Below are 17,117 nucleotides of genomic sequence, written 5' to 3'. Positions count from 1 at the left end.
GACAGCCCTTGTGGGGTGACTCCCCACAGTGTGGGGAGATGTCGCAAAGCGACAGAGGGGCTGGGGCGGTTAGCCTGGGGCAAAGCCCCACAGTTACGAAGGCGCTCCGCAAGGGGTGAATCAAAAAACAGTCCAGTGGACTGTTTTTTGAGAGGGGACGCCCTGCAAGTGAGGGCGTCCCTTAACGGGACGATGTGGTCATCGCCCCCTACAGCACCCATTTTCGGGACGCCGAGACGGCGTCCCCTACAAATGTAAATTATGATTTTAGCTCATATCCTCCTACAGGGCGCACAGTCAGCACATAACAGCTGCCCTCGCCGAATACGCGCTCCATTTCCGCGGCGTAGTCCGCCGCAAGATACGTCGGCACAAATGCCTGTATCGTTCCTGCGAAGCCGCCGCCGTGAACTCTCACAGCGCCGCTTTCGCCCAAAAATCGCTTGCTCAGCATTATTGCCAGCGGTATCTGCTGACACTGCGGATCCTTGTTTGAATAGAGATTTTGCAGCAGCTCCGCCGAGGAAGTCCCCGACTGGTTCACCAGCTCAAAGAATCGCTCTGTATCGCCCTCTGCAAGAGCCTGCGCCTCTTCAACAGCTCGCCTGTTCTCGGCAAAGAAATGAGCGGCACGAAGCAGCTCCCTGTCGGTGCATTTCTCGCGGAGCTTCGGCAGCTTCTCATAAAACTCCTCCTCGTCGGCTTCGCGGAGATATCCGCAGCCCATAGCCTCCGCAACGTGCTTCATTTCCGCAGAAACAGCGCTGTACTCGTCGGAAAGGTCGGCGTGACTGCCCTTTGTATCGGTAATGCACACCGAGTATCCTGCCTTTTCAAAGTCGAAGTCCACATTGGTTATCTGCGGCTTGTCGGGCTCGGCAAAATCAATGGCAACGAAGCCCCCTGCGGCGCAGACAGTCTGGTCCATGAGACCGCTTGCCTTGCCGAAGTACACGTTTTCAGCGTACTGGCTTATTTTAGCCAGCTCCGCAGGCTCGGTCCGTCCGCCGTTGTACTGCTCATTTATAATAGCAGCGATAAGCACCTCGAATGCCGCCGATGAGGAAAGGCCGCTGCCGCTGAGAACGTCCGATGTCATATAGGCGTCAAAGCCGCCTATCTCCACGCCCATATCCGTGAATTTTTTCGCTATTCCGCGGATAAGCGCCGCAGAAGTTCCCTTTTCCTCCACTTTCACGTCAAGGTCGTCCAGCGAGACCACATTCTGAGGGTAGCCCTCGGAGGTCACGCGGATAACGCCCTCGTCGTGAAAAGCCACGATTGCGATTATATCAAGGCTTACAGCCGCCGCAAGCACACAGCCGTGCTGGTGGTCGGTGTGGTTTCCGCCCACCTCGGTACGTCCCGAAGCCGAGTAAACGTGTATCTCACCGCACTCTGGACATAGCCGCGAGAAGCCCTCAGCCGCACTGAGATAACGGGCTCTTGCCCGTAATACAGCCTTTTCACTGTTTCCGTAGAGCATACGGAGCTGCTCGTCAAAGGCTCCGTTTGATATTCCGTTTATAAGGTCATAAAAATTCATACCCACAGCTCCTTTTAAGTTATTATTTAAGGCGATACTGTTTTTCTTAATTATACACCTATCCAACGTAACATTCTATATTTTTCTGTAAATTTTAAGCCGTAAAATTACAGCCTCGATAATAGTGCATTTTCACGAAATTTACTTAAATTTTACTAATCTATTGACTTAACAAGATTATCACGCTATAATTTAATTAATCCATACTAAGGATTAAAGGAGTTTGTTATGGCGGATATTAAAATTATTGGAGCAGACCTGCCGTCTATACCGTGGCAGGACAAGCCGAAAGACTGCACATCTCCACTCTGGAGATACACCGCGAACCCCATTATCGGCAGAAATCCACTGCCCGAGGTGGCAAGGATATTCAACAGCGCAGTAACGCCCTACAACGGCGGATATATAGGCGTATTCCGCGGAGAGCAGCGCAACGGTATCCCTCACATCTATCTCGGCAGGAGCAAGGACGCTCTGCACTGGGAGTTCGACTCGGAAAAGATACCCTTCACCGATAAAAACGGCGAGCCATTCATGCCGCCCTATGCCTACGATCCAAGGCTTGTAAAGGTGGAGGACACCTACTATATCATGTGGTGTCAGGACGCATACGGACCTACTATAGGCATTGCCAGAACCCTCGATTTCAAGCGCTTTGAGCGCATTGAGAACCCATATCTCCCATATAACCGAAACGCCGTGCTTTTCCCTCGAAAGATAAACGGCAATTACGTTATGCTGTCGCGTCCCTGTGACAACGGTCACACCGCTTTCGGTGACATCTTCCTCTCAGAGAGCCCCGATATGGAGTTCTGGGGACGTCACCGCCATGTCATGGGGCGCTCCGACAACTGGTGGGAAAGTCTGAAAATAGGCGGCGGAGCTGCTCCTATCGAGACCGATAAGGGCTGGCTGCTGTTCTATCACGGAGTTGTCAACACCTGCAACGGCTATGTTTACAGCATTGGCGGAGCTATCCTCGATATCAATGAACCCTCACGGGTGCTTCACCGCTGTGAGAACTATCTCCTCGCTCCCGAAACGGAGTATGAGGAACGGGGCTTCGTGCCAAATGTATGCTTCCCATGCGCTGCCCTTACCGACGCAGCTTCAGGACGTATCGCCCTTTATTACGGCTGCGCTGACAGCTATGTGGGAGTCGCATTCACTACCGTGACCGAGGTATACGACTATATCCTCGCCCACGATAAGCTCCAGCCTGAGGACAACTCCCTCGGCATAAGATAATGTACTTTTCGAGCCTTCGGACAATGCGTCCGAAGGCTCTTTGATTTATCAGTAATAGCTGTTCTGGATTTTTCTGTCCTTGTGTATCCATATGGGCAGCAGAATAGCCGTCAGGATAACTGCAAAGATTATGGTATAAAGGATAACTCCCTTTATGTAGTTGAAGCGCAGAGCAAATGTCATGGCACTGCCGTCATAGGTCTCAACGTGCTTTGAGGTAAAACTCGCAAAACCATAGCTTGTTTTGTCAACACTCTGGGCACTCTTTGAAAAATCAGCTTCCTTCATAAGCTTCATGGCTGTCTTATCAGTCTTCAGCTTACCGTCGTACACATCTTTCATCTTCTTGCACAATGATGTGGAAGAATTTCTCATCTGTTCGTTCAATTCGATCATATCATAAACGTAAATGCTGTCGTCTTTGATTATCTCGCCCTCACACGGAAACTCAAAGCTCTGTATGGCATTTTTATCCGGATCGAGTAAGGTCATTTTCTTAGGTCTGACAATATAGTCCTCGTCGACTGAATACTCGTCCAGCCTTATAGAGTCGTACTGCTTTTTCTCAAGAGCGCTGTACAGCTCCTTTGCATTGCTCTGAGCGCAAAGCTCCTTAACGTCAATAATTCCCACAGGGAACTTTATATAATCCGTTTTAGAGCCTCTGTCCTCATAAGCGATATTGAATATTCCCGATGACACCTGAGTTGTGCCGTCCTTATCAAAGAACACCACAGACTGCTCCATAGTGAAGTTGAGGAACAGGAAATTATATCCGAACTTTGTGTGATTATAAAGCCTGCCGTCACTGAGGATAGTGCGGACCGCAAGTCCAGAAAGCCCGTTGGCCTTTCCGTCGTTTTCCTCTCTAAATGTCGGGTGAAGGATCATTTCAGTTCTTTTCGAGTAGCCGCTCATTGAATTGATCAGATTCTCTGCTCCAACGCGCTTGACAATAAATGCTCCTACCGCATTGATAAGTAATTCCAGCACCAGCATAATGGACAGCCACAGTAAAGCTCTTTTGATTATTTTCATGTTAAATCCTCCGATCTATGATATCCCTAATATCATAAAATGATTATATATTATTTTTACATTAAAGTCAAGCCGACCAGTAAACGTCAAAAAATGATCTTTTTTACGGAACAAGCTCTTTTTGCTTCGTCATTTTTACTAAGGGGTTCTCCGTCAATTTGATGAAAAAGCTATAATTTCATTGTGATTGTGCACAAAACCGAGTGTTAAAAATTGTCCGCAATGTACTATCCTTGCGAATTTCACTGTGTTATTCTTCATTTCCGCAAAAAATACTTGCAGTTTTTTGTGAAATATGATAAAATATAGTGATACTTGAAAATGACAACAGAAATTTCAGGGTACTATATATAAAGGAGACGCATATGGCAAAGATAAAAGCGGCTGTGATCTTCGGCGGCACTGCTCGGGAACACGCCCTTTCACTGGCTTCTGCCGCAGAGGTCATAAAGAATATACCAAGAGACACCTATGAGGTTATCTCAATAGGAATTAACCGTAAGGGACGCTGGCTGTTCTTCCCCGGCTCACCCGAGGAGATAGCTGACGGAACATGGGAGCAGAATACAGACTGCACTTCGGCTTTCATTTCCCCCGATCCGATACACAGAGGCATAATCACCATTGAAAACGGTAAGACCTCAGTCAAGAAAATAGACGTTGTACTGCCGATACTCATGGGTAAGCGCGGCGGCGACGGTACGATACAGGGACTTCTCGACCTTTCGGGTATCCCCTATGTGGGCAGCGGAGTGCTCGCCTGCGCTTCGTGCATGGATAAGTCCCATACACACATGGTCATGGACGACTACGATATCAAAACTCCCGAATGGGAGCTCATAACTCAGCGCGAACTGAACGACCTCGACAAGAGATGTGCCGAGATAGCTGAGAAATTCGGCTGCAATTTAGTTGTAAAGCCTGCAAACAGCGGCAGCAATCAGGGCATAAGCTTCGTAAACAGCCCCGAGGAATTCATCAAGGCTGTAAAGGTGGCTTTCTCCAACGACAACAAGGTCATAGTTGAGAAATACGTCAAGGCAAGAAAACTTGAAGCGGCAGTTTACGGCTATGATACGCCTGTCTGCTCGCCTATCGGAGAGATAATCGCCGATGACAAGCTGTACGATCCGAGCAACTTCAATGTAAGCTCGGGAGACGACCTCACTATCCCTGCGGATATAACTCCCGAAATAAGAAACAAGGCTAAGGAGATAGCTGTTACTGCGTTCAAGGCTCTGGGCTGCAAGGGCTTCGCAAGAGTTGACCTCTTCCTCACCGAGGACGGAGAGCTCCTGCTGAACAAGATAGGCACTATGCCGGGACTCAGACAGAACAGCGTTTTCTCAAAGCTCATGGAGCAGCTGGGCTACGAGCATGAGGATCTCATAGATATGCTGCTGGAACAGGCTATCGAAAACGCCGACAGGACATACTGAGCCTGAGATAAAAGATATTTAAGGAGATAACATTGAAAAATAACGTTTTGATCTCTCTTACGAGCATACAGTGGCAGGAGAACGAGAAAAGCGAGACCGAGCTGCTCACCAAGGCAAGTCTCACCCGTGAAAACGGCTGGGATATAATCTCCTATGAGGACACCTCGGCTACAGGCTTCGAGGGCTCTGTCACTACGATAAAGGTGGACAACTGCAAGAACGCCTCCATTACCCGTGAGGGCACGGCAAATTCCGTACTCTCTCTGGAGATAGGACGAAAGCACTTCTGTCAGTACGGCACTCCCTACGGCAACTTGCAGATAGGCGTCTACACCCACGCTATAGAGAATACTCTTGCCGAAAACGGCAGGCTGTATATGAAGTATACACTTGACCTCAATTCCTCGTATCTTTCAGATAACGAGATAATAATGACAGTACAGGCTCAGAACTGAGCCCGAAAGAAAGGATAGATAAAATGTCAGACCTTATCAATTCCGCCTCCCTGCGTCTCCGTGAGATAATCATGGACGCTCTCGGAGTTCTGGTATCCGAGGAAACTATCCCGGCAGTTCCGCTGCCGAGCTTCAACATCGAGATACCTGCGGATAAGTCACACGGCGATTTCGCAGCAAATACCGCTATGGTATGCGCAAAGGCTCTTAAAATGCCTCCGAGAAAGATAGCAGAGCTCATCTGTGAGAAACTCAGCCTTGAGGGCACTATCTTCGAGAAGGCAGAGGTTGCAGGACCGGGATTCCTCAATTTCTTCCTTGGAAGAAGCTGGTTCTCGGACGTAGTGCGCAACGTTCTTGAAGAGGGCGGCGACTACGGCAAGACCGAGCTTGGCAAGGGCAAGAAAGTCCTCGTTGAGTTCGTTTCCGCAAACCCCACAGGTCCTATGCATATCGGTAATGCAAGAGGCGGCGCTATCGGAGACTGTCTCGCAAGCGTGCTCCAGTGGGCAGGCTATCACGCAGAGCGTGAGTTCTACGTAAATGACGCAGGCAATCAGATAGAAAAGTTCGGAAAGTCCTTGGAGCTCAGATACTTACAGCTCTGCTCGCCAAAGGGACAGGAGCTCATGGCTCAGTACAAGGACGACGCCGACAAGCTCTGCTCCGTTATCTATGAGGGCAGCGGCGAAGGCGGAGAGTTCCAGATGCCCGAGGACGTTTACCTCGGCACCGATATCATCGAACACGCCAAGAACTTCTACGATATAAACGGCAAGGCTATGGAAAGCGTTTCCGAGACAGAGCGCCGCAAGGCTCTCGTTGACTATGCGCTTCCTATTAATATAGCAGGTCTGGAACGTGACCTCAAAAAGTACCGTATCGTTTACGACAACTGGTTCAGAGAGAGCACAGTTCACGAAAAGAACGAGACAAAGCTGGTAGTTGACAAGCTCATGGAGGCAGGAAAGGCTTACGAGCAGGACGGCGCTATATGGTTCAAGGCTACGGAATACGGCATGGACAAGGACTTCGTGCTCAAGAGAAGCAACGGTCTTTACACATACATCGTTCCCGATATCGCTTACCACTACAACAAGCTGGTAACAAGAGGCTTCGATAAGGCTATCAACGTTCTCGGTGCAGACCACCACGGTTATGTTCCGAGGCTCAAAGCCGCTCTCAACGCTCTCGGCGTTGACGAGACAAAGCTCGATGTAGTTCTTATGCAGATGGTAAGACTTGTCCGCAACGGCGAGACAGTAAAGCTCTCAAAGAGAAGCGGCAAGGCTATCACACTGGTAACTCTCCTTGACGAGATACCGATAGATGCTGCGAGATTCTTCTTCAATCTCCGCGAGGCAAATTCACAGTTTGAGTTCGACCTCGGTCTGGCAATCGAAAAGACCTCACAGAACCCCGTATACTACGTTCAGTATGCACACGCAAGAATTTGCAGTATGCTCCGCAATCTGGCAGACGAGGGTATCAACGTGCCTGCATCAGCAGACTTTGACCTTCTCTCCGATCCCCGCGAGATAGAGCTTATCCGTCATCTTGCTTCACTTCCGAAGGAGATAGACCTTGCGGCTAAGACCTACGATCCCGCAAAAATCACCAAGTACACTATCGACCTTGCAACTCTGTTCCACCGCTTCTATGACGCCTGCAGCGTAAAGAACGCCGAGACAGAACAGCTCAGGGACGCACGTATCCTCCTCAGCGTTGCAGTACGTCAGGTACTGAGAAACACACTGGAGATACTCAATATCGACCGTCCCGAGAAGATGTAAAAATTACAAGTCGGTTACAAAGAATTTACCATCATTGGTAAATGTTAACAAAATTCAACATATTGTCAAGTCATGTTTGTGAGCCTTCAGACGAGAGTTAACAGTTTGTTAACAAATTCAGACCAAAAATGTGTTACAATTTGTAATATGTTGAGGAGTCGAACGCTCCCCGACTCTCCTTGAAGGTCCGCTCAAAATAAGATCTTATTAAGAGAAAGGATGTAAATCATGTCCAACAGATTATTTCAGGGTTTAGTTCATCAGATGCGCGATTCTATCGACGCTACCATCGGTGTTGTTGACGAGACAGCTACGATCATTGCCTGCAGCGACCTTACTCGCGTAGGAACAACTAATGAGTTCGTATCTCTGGACCTCAGCGATTCACACGATATCTTTATCCGCGACGGCTTCACATATAAGCCATTCGGTTCAAGAGTAAAGCCCGACTACGCTGTTTTCGTTGAAGGCGTAGACGACGCTGCTGCTAAATATGCAAGCATTCTTGCTATCGCACTTTCAAATATCAAGCAGTACTATGACGAGAAGTATGACAGAAACAACTTCATCAAGAACGTTATCCTCGACAATGTTCTCCCCGGAGATATTGTCATCAAGGCAAGAGAGCTCCACTTCAATGCCGAGATCAGCCGTGCTGTATTCCTTATCAGAATAATCTCAGCTAACGATATCTCCGCATATGATGTTATACAGAACCTCTTCCCTGACAAGAACAAGGACTTCGTCTTCAATATCACTGAGACTGATATCGTCCTCGTCAAGGAGCTCAAGAGCGCTGTTGACTCAAAGGATCTCGAAAAGCTTGCTCGCTCTATCGCTGATACACTCAGCAGTGAGTTCTATACAAGAGTAAACGTTGGTATCGGTACAGCCGTTGTCGGCGTCAAGGACCTTGCACGTTCATTCAAGGAAGCTCAGATGGCTCTTGAGGTCGGTAAGGTATTCGATACAGACAAGGTAATCGTAAGCTACGATAACCTCGGTATCGCTCGTCTTATCTACCACCTCCCAACAACTCTCTGCGAGACCTTCCTCCACGAGGTATTCAAGGTTGGCAGCATTGAGTCTCTTGACCATGAAACACTCTTTACTATCCAGAAGTTCTTTGAGAACAACCTGAACGTTTCAGAAACATCAAGAAAGCTCTTCGTTCACAGAAATACTCTTGTTTACAGACTCGAAAAGATCAAGAAGCTCACAGGTCTTGACCTCCGCGAGTTCGATCACGCTATCATATTCAAGATCGCTCTCATGGTAAAGAAGTACCTGTCCGCTAATCCTGTCAAGTTCTGATAGCACTTACAGCTGACGAACTTCGGGCGGTCCTGCCGCCCCTTACAGATTAAGGTAGGTGTAACCCATTGGTAGAACTTAAAAACGTATCCGTGACCTACTCCAGCGGCGTTGACGCTTTGAACAACGTCAGTCTGAAGATAAACGACGGCGACTTCGCTTTCGTTGTAGGTTCATCAGGTGCGGGAAAAAGTACTATGATAAAACTGCTTTTGAAGGAGATAGACGCTACAAGCGGTGTTGTTACCGTTAACGGCTATAACCTCAATAAGCTCAAAAAACGCAAGATACCTGAATTCCGCCGTACTCTCGGCTTTGTATTTCAGGACTTCCGCTTGATACCGTCAATGACAGTTTACGAGAACATAGCATTCGTTCTCAGAGTTATCGACGCTCCTATCAAGTACATACGCAAGAGAGTCCCCTACGTTATCAGTCTTGTAGGACTCCACGCCAAGACAAATTCTTACCCCGACGAGCTGTCGGGCGGCGAAAAGCAGCGTGTGGCTATCGCCCGTGCGCTGGTAAACGATCCGCAGCTCATAATCGCCGACGAGCCTACGGGTAATATCGATCCCGAGCTCTCCTACGAAATAGTAGAGCTGCTCAAGGGCATAAACGATCAGGGTACGACAATACTCATGGTAACCCATGAGCACGACTTGGTTCGTCACTTCGGCGGACGTATCATCAACATCACCGAGGGTGAGATCGTCTTTGACGAGGTCATCACAGGTACGGGAGACGAGCTTATCCCGGATATGGACAGCGAGATAACTCCCGAGGCTATGGCTGCCGCTATCAGCGAAGCCGAGGCTGCCGAGGATACGGAAGCCGCAGAAATGGTCAATACCGAGGAGGCTATCGACCTCCCTATCGAGAATATGACCGCTGATGATATAATATCGGCTATAGGCGGTATACCCGACGCTCCCGAAAAGGAGCTCATGAAGCCCGTAAAGGAGAATATCGACGTCGATATAACTCCCAAGCCGAAATCAGACGAGCCGACTCCGCAGGAAATGCTCGCCGCACTCACAGAAAAAACTGAAGGGGGTGCGGAATGAAACTAAGCGGTATCAGATACCTCGCCGATCAGGGCGTGGAAAATATCTGGAAGAATAAAATGATGGCATTCGCTACCTTCTGCGTTCTGCTCATTTCTCTTCTCCTTGTCGGAATAGCAGGTCTGTTCTATATAAACCTCAATTCAATGATAAAAGGTCTGGGAAGCCAGAACGAGGTAGTTGTCCTCATGAACGTCGGCACTACCGAGGAGCAGAATTCTGCCGCCGAGGAAGCTATAAAGGCTCTCCCCAATATCGACAAGGTGGAATTCGTGTCCAAGGAGGACGCTCTCGCAAGACAGAAGGCAAGCCTTCCGAATGCCGAGAAGATATTCAACGATTATATCGGTGATGACGCAAGCTTTATGCCTGACGGCTTCAGCGTGACTGTCAAGAACACCGATAAGATAACCGAGACTACCGAAAAGATAGGCGCTCTCGCTAATATCCAGAGCGCATCTGCTTCACCGCAGGTAGCCGAGTTCCTTAGAGAGCTCAGAAAGGTAGTATCTCTCATTGCAGGCGCTATTATCGCAGCTCTTGCAGTTGTTTCGATGATAATCATTTCCAATACCACAAAGGCAAGCGTTTTTGCCCGCCGTGAGGAAATACAGATAATGAAGTATGTCGGCGCTACAAACGCCTTTATCAGACTCCCCTTCTTCGTTGAGGGCATGGTAACGGGCTTCTTCGCAGGCGCAGGCGCTTACTTCATAACATGGGCTATTTACAGCTCGGCTTACAACATGATAAAGGAACAGGGTATGCTGATGAATACATTCGGCGTGAGCAGCCTTATCCCATTCGATAAGATACAGCTCATCGTTATCCTTGCTTACCTCGTCGCAGGCGCTCTCATAGGCGCTCTCGGAAGTGTAGTAAGCACAAGAAAACATATTGATGTATGATATGCTCAAAGTGAACCCGACAATATGAATTTTACTATGAAAGGAGTGTGCTCTCGGACAGCAAGCAACTGTCCGTTACGCAGCTTAATTATGGAAAAGCTACATATGTTCAAGAAGGTAATATCCTTTGTGACAAGCTCAGCAATCGCCGCAGCATTTATCACATTCGTCCCCGTAAATGAGGGAAAAAGATCAAACAACGCATACGCTAAGACTATTGCAGAAATGCAGGAAGAGATCAAGTCTAATAAGGAAACGATCAGCGAGCTCCAGAATCAGCTTGACGCCCTTGCAGGCAACAAGGCTGAGGAGCAGCAGTACCAGTCGGTACTCAACGAGCAGATAAGTGTTATCAGCGCTAATATCGACCTTCTCAACAAGGAACTTGACAATATCAACGCAGACATCGACACTGCCCAGAACAATATCGCCGACCTCGACCAGTCTATCATTGACCAGCAGAACGAGATCGACGCTAATGTCGAGCTCTTCAAGCAGCGCCTCTGCGCTATGTACGTTACAGGAAACGACAACCTCGCTACAGTCGTAGTCGGCACATCAAGCTTCTATGATATGATGTCGAGAGTTGAAATGGTAAATCGTATCGCTTCCTATGACGAGGAGCTCATAAACGATATCCTCAGCGATATCGACCAGATGGAACAGTCAAAGAAAGACCTTGAGACCGAAAAGCTTGCTCTTGAGATGAAGCTTGATGAGCAGCAGAAGCGTAAGGAAGAAAAGGACGCTGAAATTGCTGTTCTCAATGAGAAATATCAGCAGACTCAGAACGAGATAGACCGTCTCTCTCAGGAAGAAGCTATGACAGCTGAAAAGAAGCGTGAGCTCGAAGCTATGAACGCTGAGTTCGACGCTGAGATCCAGGCTGAGATCGCTCGTCAGGCTGCTGCTGCACAAGCTGCATATGAGGCTGAGCAGGCAAGACTTGCCGCTGAAAGAGCTGCTGCTGCACAGGCTGCGGCTCCACAGGGCGGTTATCAGAGCGCTTATACTGCTGTTGATTATCAGCAGCCCGCATATATCCCTGCACCTTCTGCTTCGGGATTTGCATGGCCTGCACCGGGATTCTGCTATATCTCCAGCTACTACGGTCCGAGATGGGGCTCATTCCACGGCGGTATAGACGTAGGTGACGCAGGTATCCACGGCGGTGCAGCCTGCGCTTCAAAGTCAGGTACTGTCATCACTGTATGCAACTCATGCACTCACGACTACGCTAAGAACGGAAGCTGCGGCTGCGGCGGCGGCTACGGAAACTATGTCGTTATCTCTCACGACGGTACATATTCTACAGTTTACGGACACCTTGCTTCTGCTTGTGTTTCTGTAGGTCAGTATGTAAATCAGGGAGATGTTATCGGCTACATCGGCTCTACAGGCTGGTCAACAGGCGCTCACCTCCACTTTGAGGTACGTGTGAACGGAAACCGTGTTGATCCTCTGGGCTACGTTAGTCCGTAAAATATAACAACGATAATTCAGGGCAGTTCAAGCAACTGCCCGAATTTTTGTCAGAAAGCGATGATAATATGAATAAGAAAATCAGTCTCGGTCTGGCGCTGAGCCTTATCGCTATCGCTTCTGCGGTAACGTTTATACTGACTTCCTTTTTCTCGCTGCAAAGCTTCAACACCAAGGTAGTTGACGTAAACGAAAAGGCAAAGAAGTACAATTCGCTGCAAAGTCTGGATTCCTACGTCCGCGAGAACTTCCTCGGCGATATCGACGAGAACAAGCTCAGCGACGGTATCCTAAAGGGCTATATCTCGGGACTTGACGACGAGTACTCGAAATTCCTCTCCGAAGAGGAATACCTCGAGGAAAAAAGTGAGGACGAGGGACAGCTCATCGGTCTCGGTCTTATCCTTGACGAGGACGAAAGCGGCTATATCCGTATCGCAGGTATCAACAGCGAATCACCTGTTGAGGAGGCAGGTCTCCGCGAGGGCGATATAATCACCATTATCGACGGTATCGACGTTCTTGAGGCAGGCTTTGACGAGTCCGTTGAGGCTATGCGAGGCGTCGAGGGCTCGGAGATAAAGCTCACTGTCCGCAGAGGCGGCATAGACAGGGATTATACCTTTACACGCCGCTCTATGGAGGTAACTACCGTCAGCGGAAAAATGCTTGACGAAACTATCGGTTATATCGAGATAAACAACTTCAAGAAGAACACTCCTCAGCAGTTTGTGGACACCCTCGAAAGACTCACCTCAAACGGCGCTAAGGCGCTTATATTCGACGTCCGCGACAACAGCGGCGGCATGGTGGATATGCTTTCGGACTGTCTCGATCCTCTGCTCCCCGAGGGAGTTATCGCTACTGCGGAATATAAGGACGGTCACAGCGAGACGCTTATATACTCCGACGATACAAAGCTCGATGTGCCAATGGCGGTCATCGTCAATAAGAACACTGCCAGCGCGGCGGAGCTCTTTGCGGCTTCCCTCCGTGATTTCGGCGGAGCTAAGCTTGTAGGCGAAAAGACCTACGGCAAGGGCGTTATGCAGAAGACCACCGAGTTCAACAACAACGGCGCTGTAGTTCTTACCGTAGCTAAATACAGGACTGCGGTATCCGAATGCTACGACGGCGTGGGACTTGTCCCCGATGTGGCTGCCGAAAAAGGCGACACCGAGGGCTTCGATATGCAGCTTCAGGCGGCTGTCGATACTATAAGTCAGGAAATTATGCAGTAATTAGTTTTGTAGGGGCGGATATTATCCGCCCTTTTGATTTACTGCCCCTACAGACTTAGTTCTTAGCTCTTAGTTCTTAGCTCTTAATTCTTAGCTCTTAATTCTAATCCTGTTCTTAGCTCTTAATTCTAATCCACACTTGACTTTTTCAGCGTAATATAGTATAATATTATGTAATGCTATTTATTTATCAAATATAAAGGAGTGCATTGATATGGCTACAAAGAAGATGTCCAGAGAAAGCTACGACAAGCTCGTCGCTGAACTCGATGACCTTAAGATCAATAAACGTAAGGAAGTCGCTGAAAGACTTAAAGTTGCACGTTCCTACGGAGACCTCTCCGAGAACGCTGAGTACGATGAGGCTAAAAACGAACAGGCTATCCTCGAAGCTCACATTCAGGAACTCCAGTATACTATCGACAACGCTGAGATCGTTGACGACGAGAGTATCTCCGTTGACGAGATCGGTATGAGCTCCAAGATAACCATTAAGCGCCTTGATACAGGCAAGATAGAGACCTTCACTATCGTTGGTACTAACCACGCTAATGTACGCGAGGGACTTATCTCAGACGAGTCTCCTATCGGCAAGGCTGCTATGAAAAAGAGAGTCGGCGATATCTTCATCGTTGAAGCTCCCGCAGGCGAGCTGAAGTTCGAGGTCGTAGAGATCTCCAAGTAATCGAAAGGACGCATAAAATGAGCGAAAATCAGGTAAATTCACCTGTTCAGGCTGAGGAAGAGCCTGCTCAGGATATAAACGTATTAAAGAAGGACAGACTCGACAAGCTGGCTGACCTCCGCGAGCTGGGACACGATCCCTTCGTCATCACAAAGTTCGACGTAACAGGTCACGCTGCCGACTACAAGAAGGAGTACGAAGCAAAGGAAGCTGAGATACTTGCTGCCTGCGGCGACGACGAGGAGAAGAAAACTGCCGAGCTTGAAAAGCTCAACGAGAATATTATCCGTATCGCAGGAAGAATTATGAGCTGGAGAGATATGGGTAAGGCTAACTTCATCGACGTCCGCGACAAGTCCGACCGTATACAGGTATACGTTCGTTCAAACGACGTTGGCGCAGACCTCTTCAAGGAGTTCAAGAAGAAGTGGGATATCGGCGATATCATCGGCGTTGAGGGATATGTTTTCAGGACTCGCAAGGGCGAGATCTCTATCCACGCCAAGAATATCACCCTCCTTACAAAGTCCCTCCTTCCTCTCCCCGAAAAGTGGCACGGACTCAAGGACACCGATACAAGATACCGTCAGCGCTACCTCGACCTCGTTATCAATCCCGAGGTAAAGGACACTTTCATCAAGCGCTCAAAGATAATCTCATCTATCCGCCGCTACCTTGACGATCAGGGCTTCATGGAAGTCGAGACTCCTATGCTGGTATCCAATGCAGGCGGAGCAGCTGCAAGACCTTTCGAGACACACTACAATGCTCTCGACGAGGACGTTAAGCTCCGTATAAGCCTTGAGCTCTACCTCAAGAGACTTATCGTCGGCGGTCTTGAAAGAGTTTACGAGATAGGCAGAGTTTTCCGTAACGAGGGCGTTGACACCCGTCATAACCCAGAGTTCACACTTATGGAGCTCTATCAGGCATATACCGACTACTACGGTATGATGGACCTTACAGAGAATATGTACCGTCACGTTGCTCAGGAGGTATGCGGAACTACCTGCGTTCCTTACGGCGAGCACATGATAGACCTTGGCAAGCCTTTCGAGCGTCTCACTATGATAGACGCAGTCAAGAAGTATTCGGGCGTTGACTTCAACGAGATAAAGACTCTCGAGGAAGCACGCAAGATAGCTGATGAAAAGGGCGTAGAGTATGAGACTCGCCACAAGCGCGGCGATATCCTCAACCTCTTCTTCGAGACCTTCGTTGAGGAGCACCTCATTCAGCCTACATTCATCATGGATCACCCGATAGAGATATCTCCTCTTACCAAGAAGAAGCCCGACGCTCCCGACTATGTTGAGCGTTTCGAGCTGTTCATCACAGGCCGTGAGATGTGCAACGCTTACTCTGAGCTCAACGATCCTATCGACCAGCGCGAGCGCTTCAAGGCTCAGGAAGAAGCTCTTAGTCAGGGCGACGAAGAAGCTAACCGCACAGACGAGGACTTCCTCAATGCTCTTGAAATTGGTATGCCTCCAACGGGCGGTATCGGCTACGGTATCGACCGTCTGGTAATGCTTCTCACAAACAGCGCTTCTATCAGAGACGTACTTCTCTTCCCCACACTTAAAAGCCTTAACTAAGGAGCTTACGTATGAAAAAGAGATCACCTACTAAAACAGCATGGCTGTCAGTTCTTATAATGTTTATCGGATTAGCTATCGGATTTTGTTCCCTTTTCTTTCTGGATAACAAGCCAATGGCAATGCTGGTAATTATTATTGCTATAGCTGTTTTTGTGGCAGGTATTATCGTAAATTTAGCTTTAGTACGCTGTCCGCACTGCGGTTATCACCCCGGAAAAATTTGCGGTCCGAAGTGTCCCCACTGCGGAAAGGATTTAGAAGAATAAACCATACGGGCGGCAATTGCCGCCCGTTATCGTAAGGAATATACCATGAAAGATAAAGAAAAAAATACCGAAAGTGTTTCCAAACAAAACGACAAAGTCGAGATAAACAAGAGCTTTTTCAAGGTGAACAAGGAGCTCCGCCAAAAACAAGAGGAAGAACAGGCTAAAAAAGAGCAGCAGATCGCCGAGCAGTACGCTCAGCGCGAAAAGGAAAAGCAGGAAGCCTATGAGAAGAAGCTCCACGATGAAAAAATAGAGCTCATGCGCTTAAAGCAAGGTATCGTCGAGGAAAGCGAGACTATCCATGAGGAAAAGGAAGAGGAAATAAAGCTGTCTTTCGGCAAAAAAATAGCAAACTTCTTCTACCACAACAAATGGTGGCTGGGACTGGGAATTTTCTTCATTGTTCTGGGTTCATACCTTGTATACGATATACTTTCCAAGCCAAATCCCGATATGGTGATCTTAATGCTCTGCGACAATAACGCTGTGGGAACCTCCACATTCCTTGAGGAGTACTTCGAGGAATATGCAGAGGACTCCAACGGCAACGGTAAGGTGCTGGTCAACGTGTACTATATCCCATACTCCAAAGACGAGTATCAGGACTACATCAACGGTGTATCCACCAAGATAACCACCTTTCTGAACAACGCTGACGGTGTAATGGTAATCGGCAATAAACTGACTGTGGACGACCTGCTTCCTCCTGAGGAAAGCTTCGTTGACCTCAGCAGCCTCTATCCCGACGATCCTCATGTGGATAAATACTTCTACTACATCAAGGATACAAAATTTGCCGAGCACATCGGCGTTTCTCCCGACGCTATCACAGATGATATGTTCTTTGCGCTCCGTAAGCCCAAGGACGTTATGAACGACAGCAAGGAGAAAATGCAGGAGACCTATGATAAAGACTTCCCCACATTTGACAGAGTAGTAAAGGCGCTTTCCAGCGAAGAGGAATAATAGAACTTAGAGCTTAGAGCTAAGAACTAAGAATTAAGGGATGCCATGGCATCCCTTTTGTTTTA

Annotated in this window: 15 protein-coding genes; 13 read left to right on the top strand and 2 right to left on the bottom strand. The window is 48.4% G+C overall.

What is annotated here, in order from left to right; genetic code table 11:
- Positions 1–259 precede the first annotated feature (259 nt).
- Positions 260–1,546 carry a galactokinase gene (locus BT105_RS03320; protein WP_072299410.1) on the bottom strand — a complete coding sequence of 429 codons (1,287 nt, stop codon included), beginning with the start codon at positions 1,544–1,546 and terminating at the stop codon, positions 260–262.
- Between the two features lie 228 nt (positions 1,547–1,774).
- Between BT105_RS03320 and BT105_RS03315 the strand changes: the two genes are divergently transcribed.
- The gene (locus BT105_RS03315; RefSeq protein ID WP_072299409.1) at positions 1,775–2,794 is read left to right on the top strand and encodes a glycoside hydrolase family 130 protein; all 1,020 of its coding nucleotides are present in this window, start codon (positions 1,775–1,777) and stop codon (positions 2,792–2,794) included.
- Between the two features lie 48 nt (positions 2,795–2,842).
- On the opposite strand, the gene BT105_RS03310 is transcribed toward BT105_RS03315, so the two are convergent.
- Positions 2,843–3,832 carry a hypothetical protein gene (locus BT105_RS03310; protein ID WP_072299408.1) on the bottom strand — a complete coding sequence of 330 codons (990 nt, stop codon included), beginning with the start codon at positions 3,830–3,832 and terminating at the stop codon, positions 2,843–2,845.
- 365 nt (positions 3,833–4,197) lie between these two features.
- On the opposite strand from BT105_RS03310, the gene BT105_RS03305 reads away from it, so the two are divergent.
- From BT105_RS03305 to BT105_RS03250, 12 genes are all read left to right on the top strand, one after another.
- A complete protein-coding gene (locus BT105_RS03305) occupies positions 4,198–5,271 on the top strand; it encodes a D-alanine--D-alanine ligase family protein (RefSeq protein WP_072299407.1) in 1,074 nt (357 codons plus the stop codon).
- Positions 5,272–5,303: 32 nt separating this feature from the next.
- The gene (locus BT105_RS03300) at positions 5,304–5,726 is read left to right on the top strand and encodes a YwiB family protein (RefSeq protein ID WP_028516228.1); all 423 of its coding nucleotides are present in this window, start codon (positions 5,304–5,306) and stop codon (positions 5,724–5,726) included.
- A gap of 23 nt (positions 5,727–5,749) precedes the next feature.
- Positions 5,750–7,519, top strand: coding sequence for an arginine--tRNA ligase (gene argS, locus BT105_RS03295; RefSeq protein ID WP_072299406.1), 1,770 nt, complete (start codon positions 5,750–5,752; stop codon positions 7,517–7,519).
- 228 nt (positions 7,520–7,747) lie between these two features.
- A complete protein-coding gene (locus BT105_RS03290) occupies positions 7,748–8,833 on the top strand; it encodes a helix-turn-helix domain-containing protein (RefSeq protein ID WP_019680782.1) in 1,086 nt (361 codons plus the stop codon).
- Between the two features lie 68 nt (positions 8,834–8,901).
- Positions 8,902–9,900 carry a cell division ATP-binding protein FtsE gene (gene ftsE, locus BT105_RS03285; protein WP_072299405.1) on the top strand — a complete coding sequence of 333 codons (999 nt, stop codon included), beginning with the start codon at positions 8,902–8,904 and terminating at the stop codon, positions 9,898–9,900.
- Entirely contained in the window at positions 9,897–10,808 is a 912-nt protein-coding gene (gene ftsX / locus BT105_RS03280; protein WP_072299404.1) for a permease-like cell division protein FtsX, read from the top strand. The genes ftsE and ftsX overlap by 4 nt, the downstream gene beginning before the upstream one ends.
- Before the next feature lie 90 nt (positions 10,809–10,898).
- The gene (locus BT105_RS03275; protein ID WP_177243917.1) at positions 10,899–12,290 is read left to right on the top strand and encodes a murein hydrolase activator EnvC family protein; all 1,392 of its coding nucleotides are present in this window, start codon (positions 10,899–10,901) and stop codon (positions 12,288–12,290) included.
- 68 nt (positions 12,291–12,358) lie between these two features.
- A complete protein-coding gene (locus tag BT105_RS03270; RefSeq protein ID WP_072299402.1) occupies positions 12,359–13,531 on the top strand; it encodes a S41 family peptidase in 1,173 nt (390 codons plus the stop codon).
- 214 nt (positions 13,532–13,745) lie between these two features.
- The gene (gene greA, locus BT105_RS03265; RefSeq protein WP_072299401.1) at positions 13,746–14,216 is read left to right on the top strand and encodes a transcription elongation factor GreA; all 471 of its coding nucleotides are present in this window, start codon (positions 13,746–13,748) and stop codon (positions 14,214–14,216) included.
- 17 nt (positions 14,217–14,233) lie between these two features.
- Positions 14,234–15,814: a lysine--tRNA ligase gene (gene lysS / locus BT105_RS03260; protein WP_028516221.1), complete on the top strand. Its 1,581-nt coding sequence runs from the start codon at positions 14,234–14,236 to the stop codon at positions 15,812–15,814.
- 11 nt (positions 15,815–15,825) lie between these two features.
- Positions 15,826–16,083 carry a zinc ribbon-containing protein gene (locus tag BT105_RS03255; protein WP_072299400.1) on the top strand — a complete coding sequence of 86 codons (258 nt, stop codon included), beginning with the start codon at positions 15,826–15,828 and terminating at the stop codon, positions 16,081–16,083.
- Between the two features lie 45 nt (positions 16,084–16,128).
- Positions 16,129–17,052, top strand: a complete 924-nt coding sequence (locus BT105_RS03250) for a hypothetical protein (protein WP_072299399.1) — start codon at positions 16,129–16,131, stop codon at positions 17,050–17,052.
- Positions 17,053–17,117: the final 65 nt, after the last annotated feature.

It is taken from the genome of Ruminococcus flavefaciens (genome assembly GCF_900119075.1).
Lineage (GTDB): Bacteria > Bacillota > Clostridia > Oscillospirales > Ruminococcaceae > Ruminococcus > Ruminococcus flavefaciens_Q.
This window is presented reverse-complemented; position numbering and strand designations above follow the sequence as displayed.

What these genes read in the sequence shown, in the direction of transcription:
- BT105_RS03320 (WP_072299410.1), bottom strand. Translation starts at nt 1,546, where the DNA reads ATGAATTTTTATGACCTTATAAACGGAATATCAAACGGAGCCTTTGAC.
- BT105_RS03315 (WP_072299409.1), top strand. Translation starts at nt 1,775, where the DNA reads ATGGCGGATATTAAAATTATTGGAGCAGACCTGCCGTCTATACCGTGG.
- BT105_RS03310 (WP_072299408.1), bottom strand. Translation starts at nt 3,832, where the DNA reads ATGAAAATAATCAAAAGAGCTTTACTGTGGCTGTCCATTATGCTGGTG.
- BT105_RS03305 (WP_072299407.1), top strand. Translation starts at nt 4,198, where the DNA reads ATGGCAAAGATAAAAGCGGCTGTGATCTTCGGCGGCACTGCTCGGGAA.
- argS (WP_072299406.1), top strand. Translation starts at nt 5,750, where the DNA reads ATGTCAGACCTTATCAATTCCGCCTCCCTGCGTCTCCGTGAGATAATC.
- BT105_RS03290 (WP_019680782.1), top strand. Translation starts at nt 7,748, where the DNA reads ATGTCCAACAGATTATTTCAGGGTTTAGTTCATCAGATGCGCGATTCT.
- ftsX (WP_072299404.1), top strand. Translation starts at nt 9,897, where the DNA reads ATGAAACTAAGCGGTATCAGATACCTCGCCGATCAGGGCGTGGAAAAT.
- BT105_RS03275 (WP_177243917.1), top strand. Translation starts at nt 10,899, where the DNA reads ATGGAAAAGCTACATATGTTCAAGAAGGTAATATCCTTTGTGACAAGC.
- BT105_RS03270 (WP_072299402.1), top strand. Translation starts at nt 12,359, where the DNA reads ATGAATAAGAAAATCAGTCTCGGTCTGGCGCTGAGCCTTATCGCTATC.
- greA (WP_072299401.1), top strand. Translation starts at nt 13,746, where the DNA reads ATGGCTACAAAGAAGATGTCCAGAGAAAGCTACGACAAGCTCGTCGCT.
- lysS (WP_028516221.1), top strand. Translation starts at nt 14,234, where the DNA reads ATGAGCGAAAATCAGGTAAATTCACCTGTTCAGGCTGAGGAAGAGCCT.
- BT105_RS03255 (WP_072299400.1), top strand. Translation starts at nt 15,826, where the DNA reads ATGAAAAAGAGATCACCTACTAAAACAGCATGGCTGTCAGTTCTTATA.
- BT105_RS03250 (WP_072299399.1), top strand. Translation starts at nt 16,129, where the DNA reads ATGAAAGATAAAGAAAAAAATACCGAAAGTGTTTCCAAACAAAACGAC.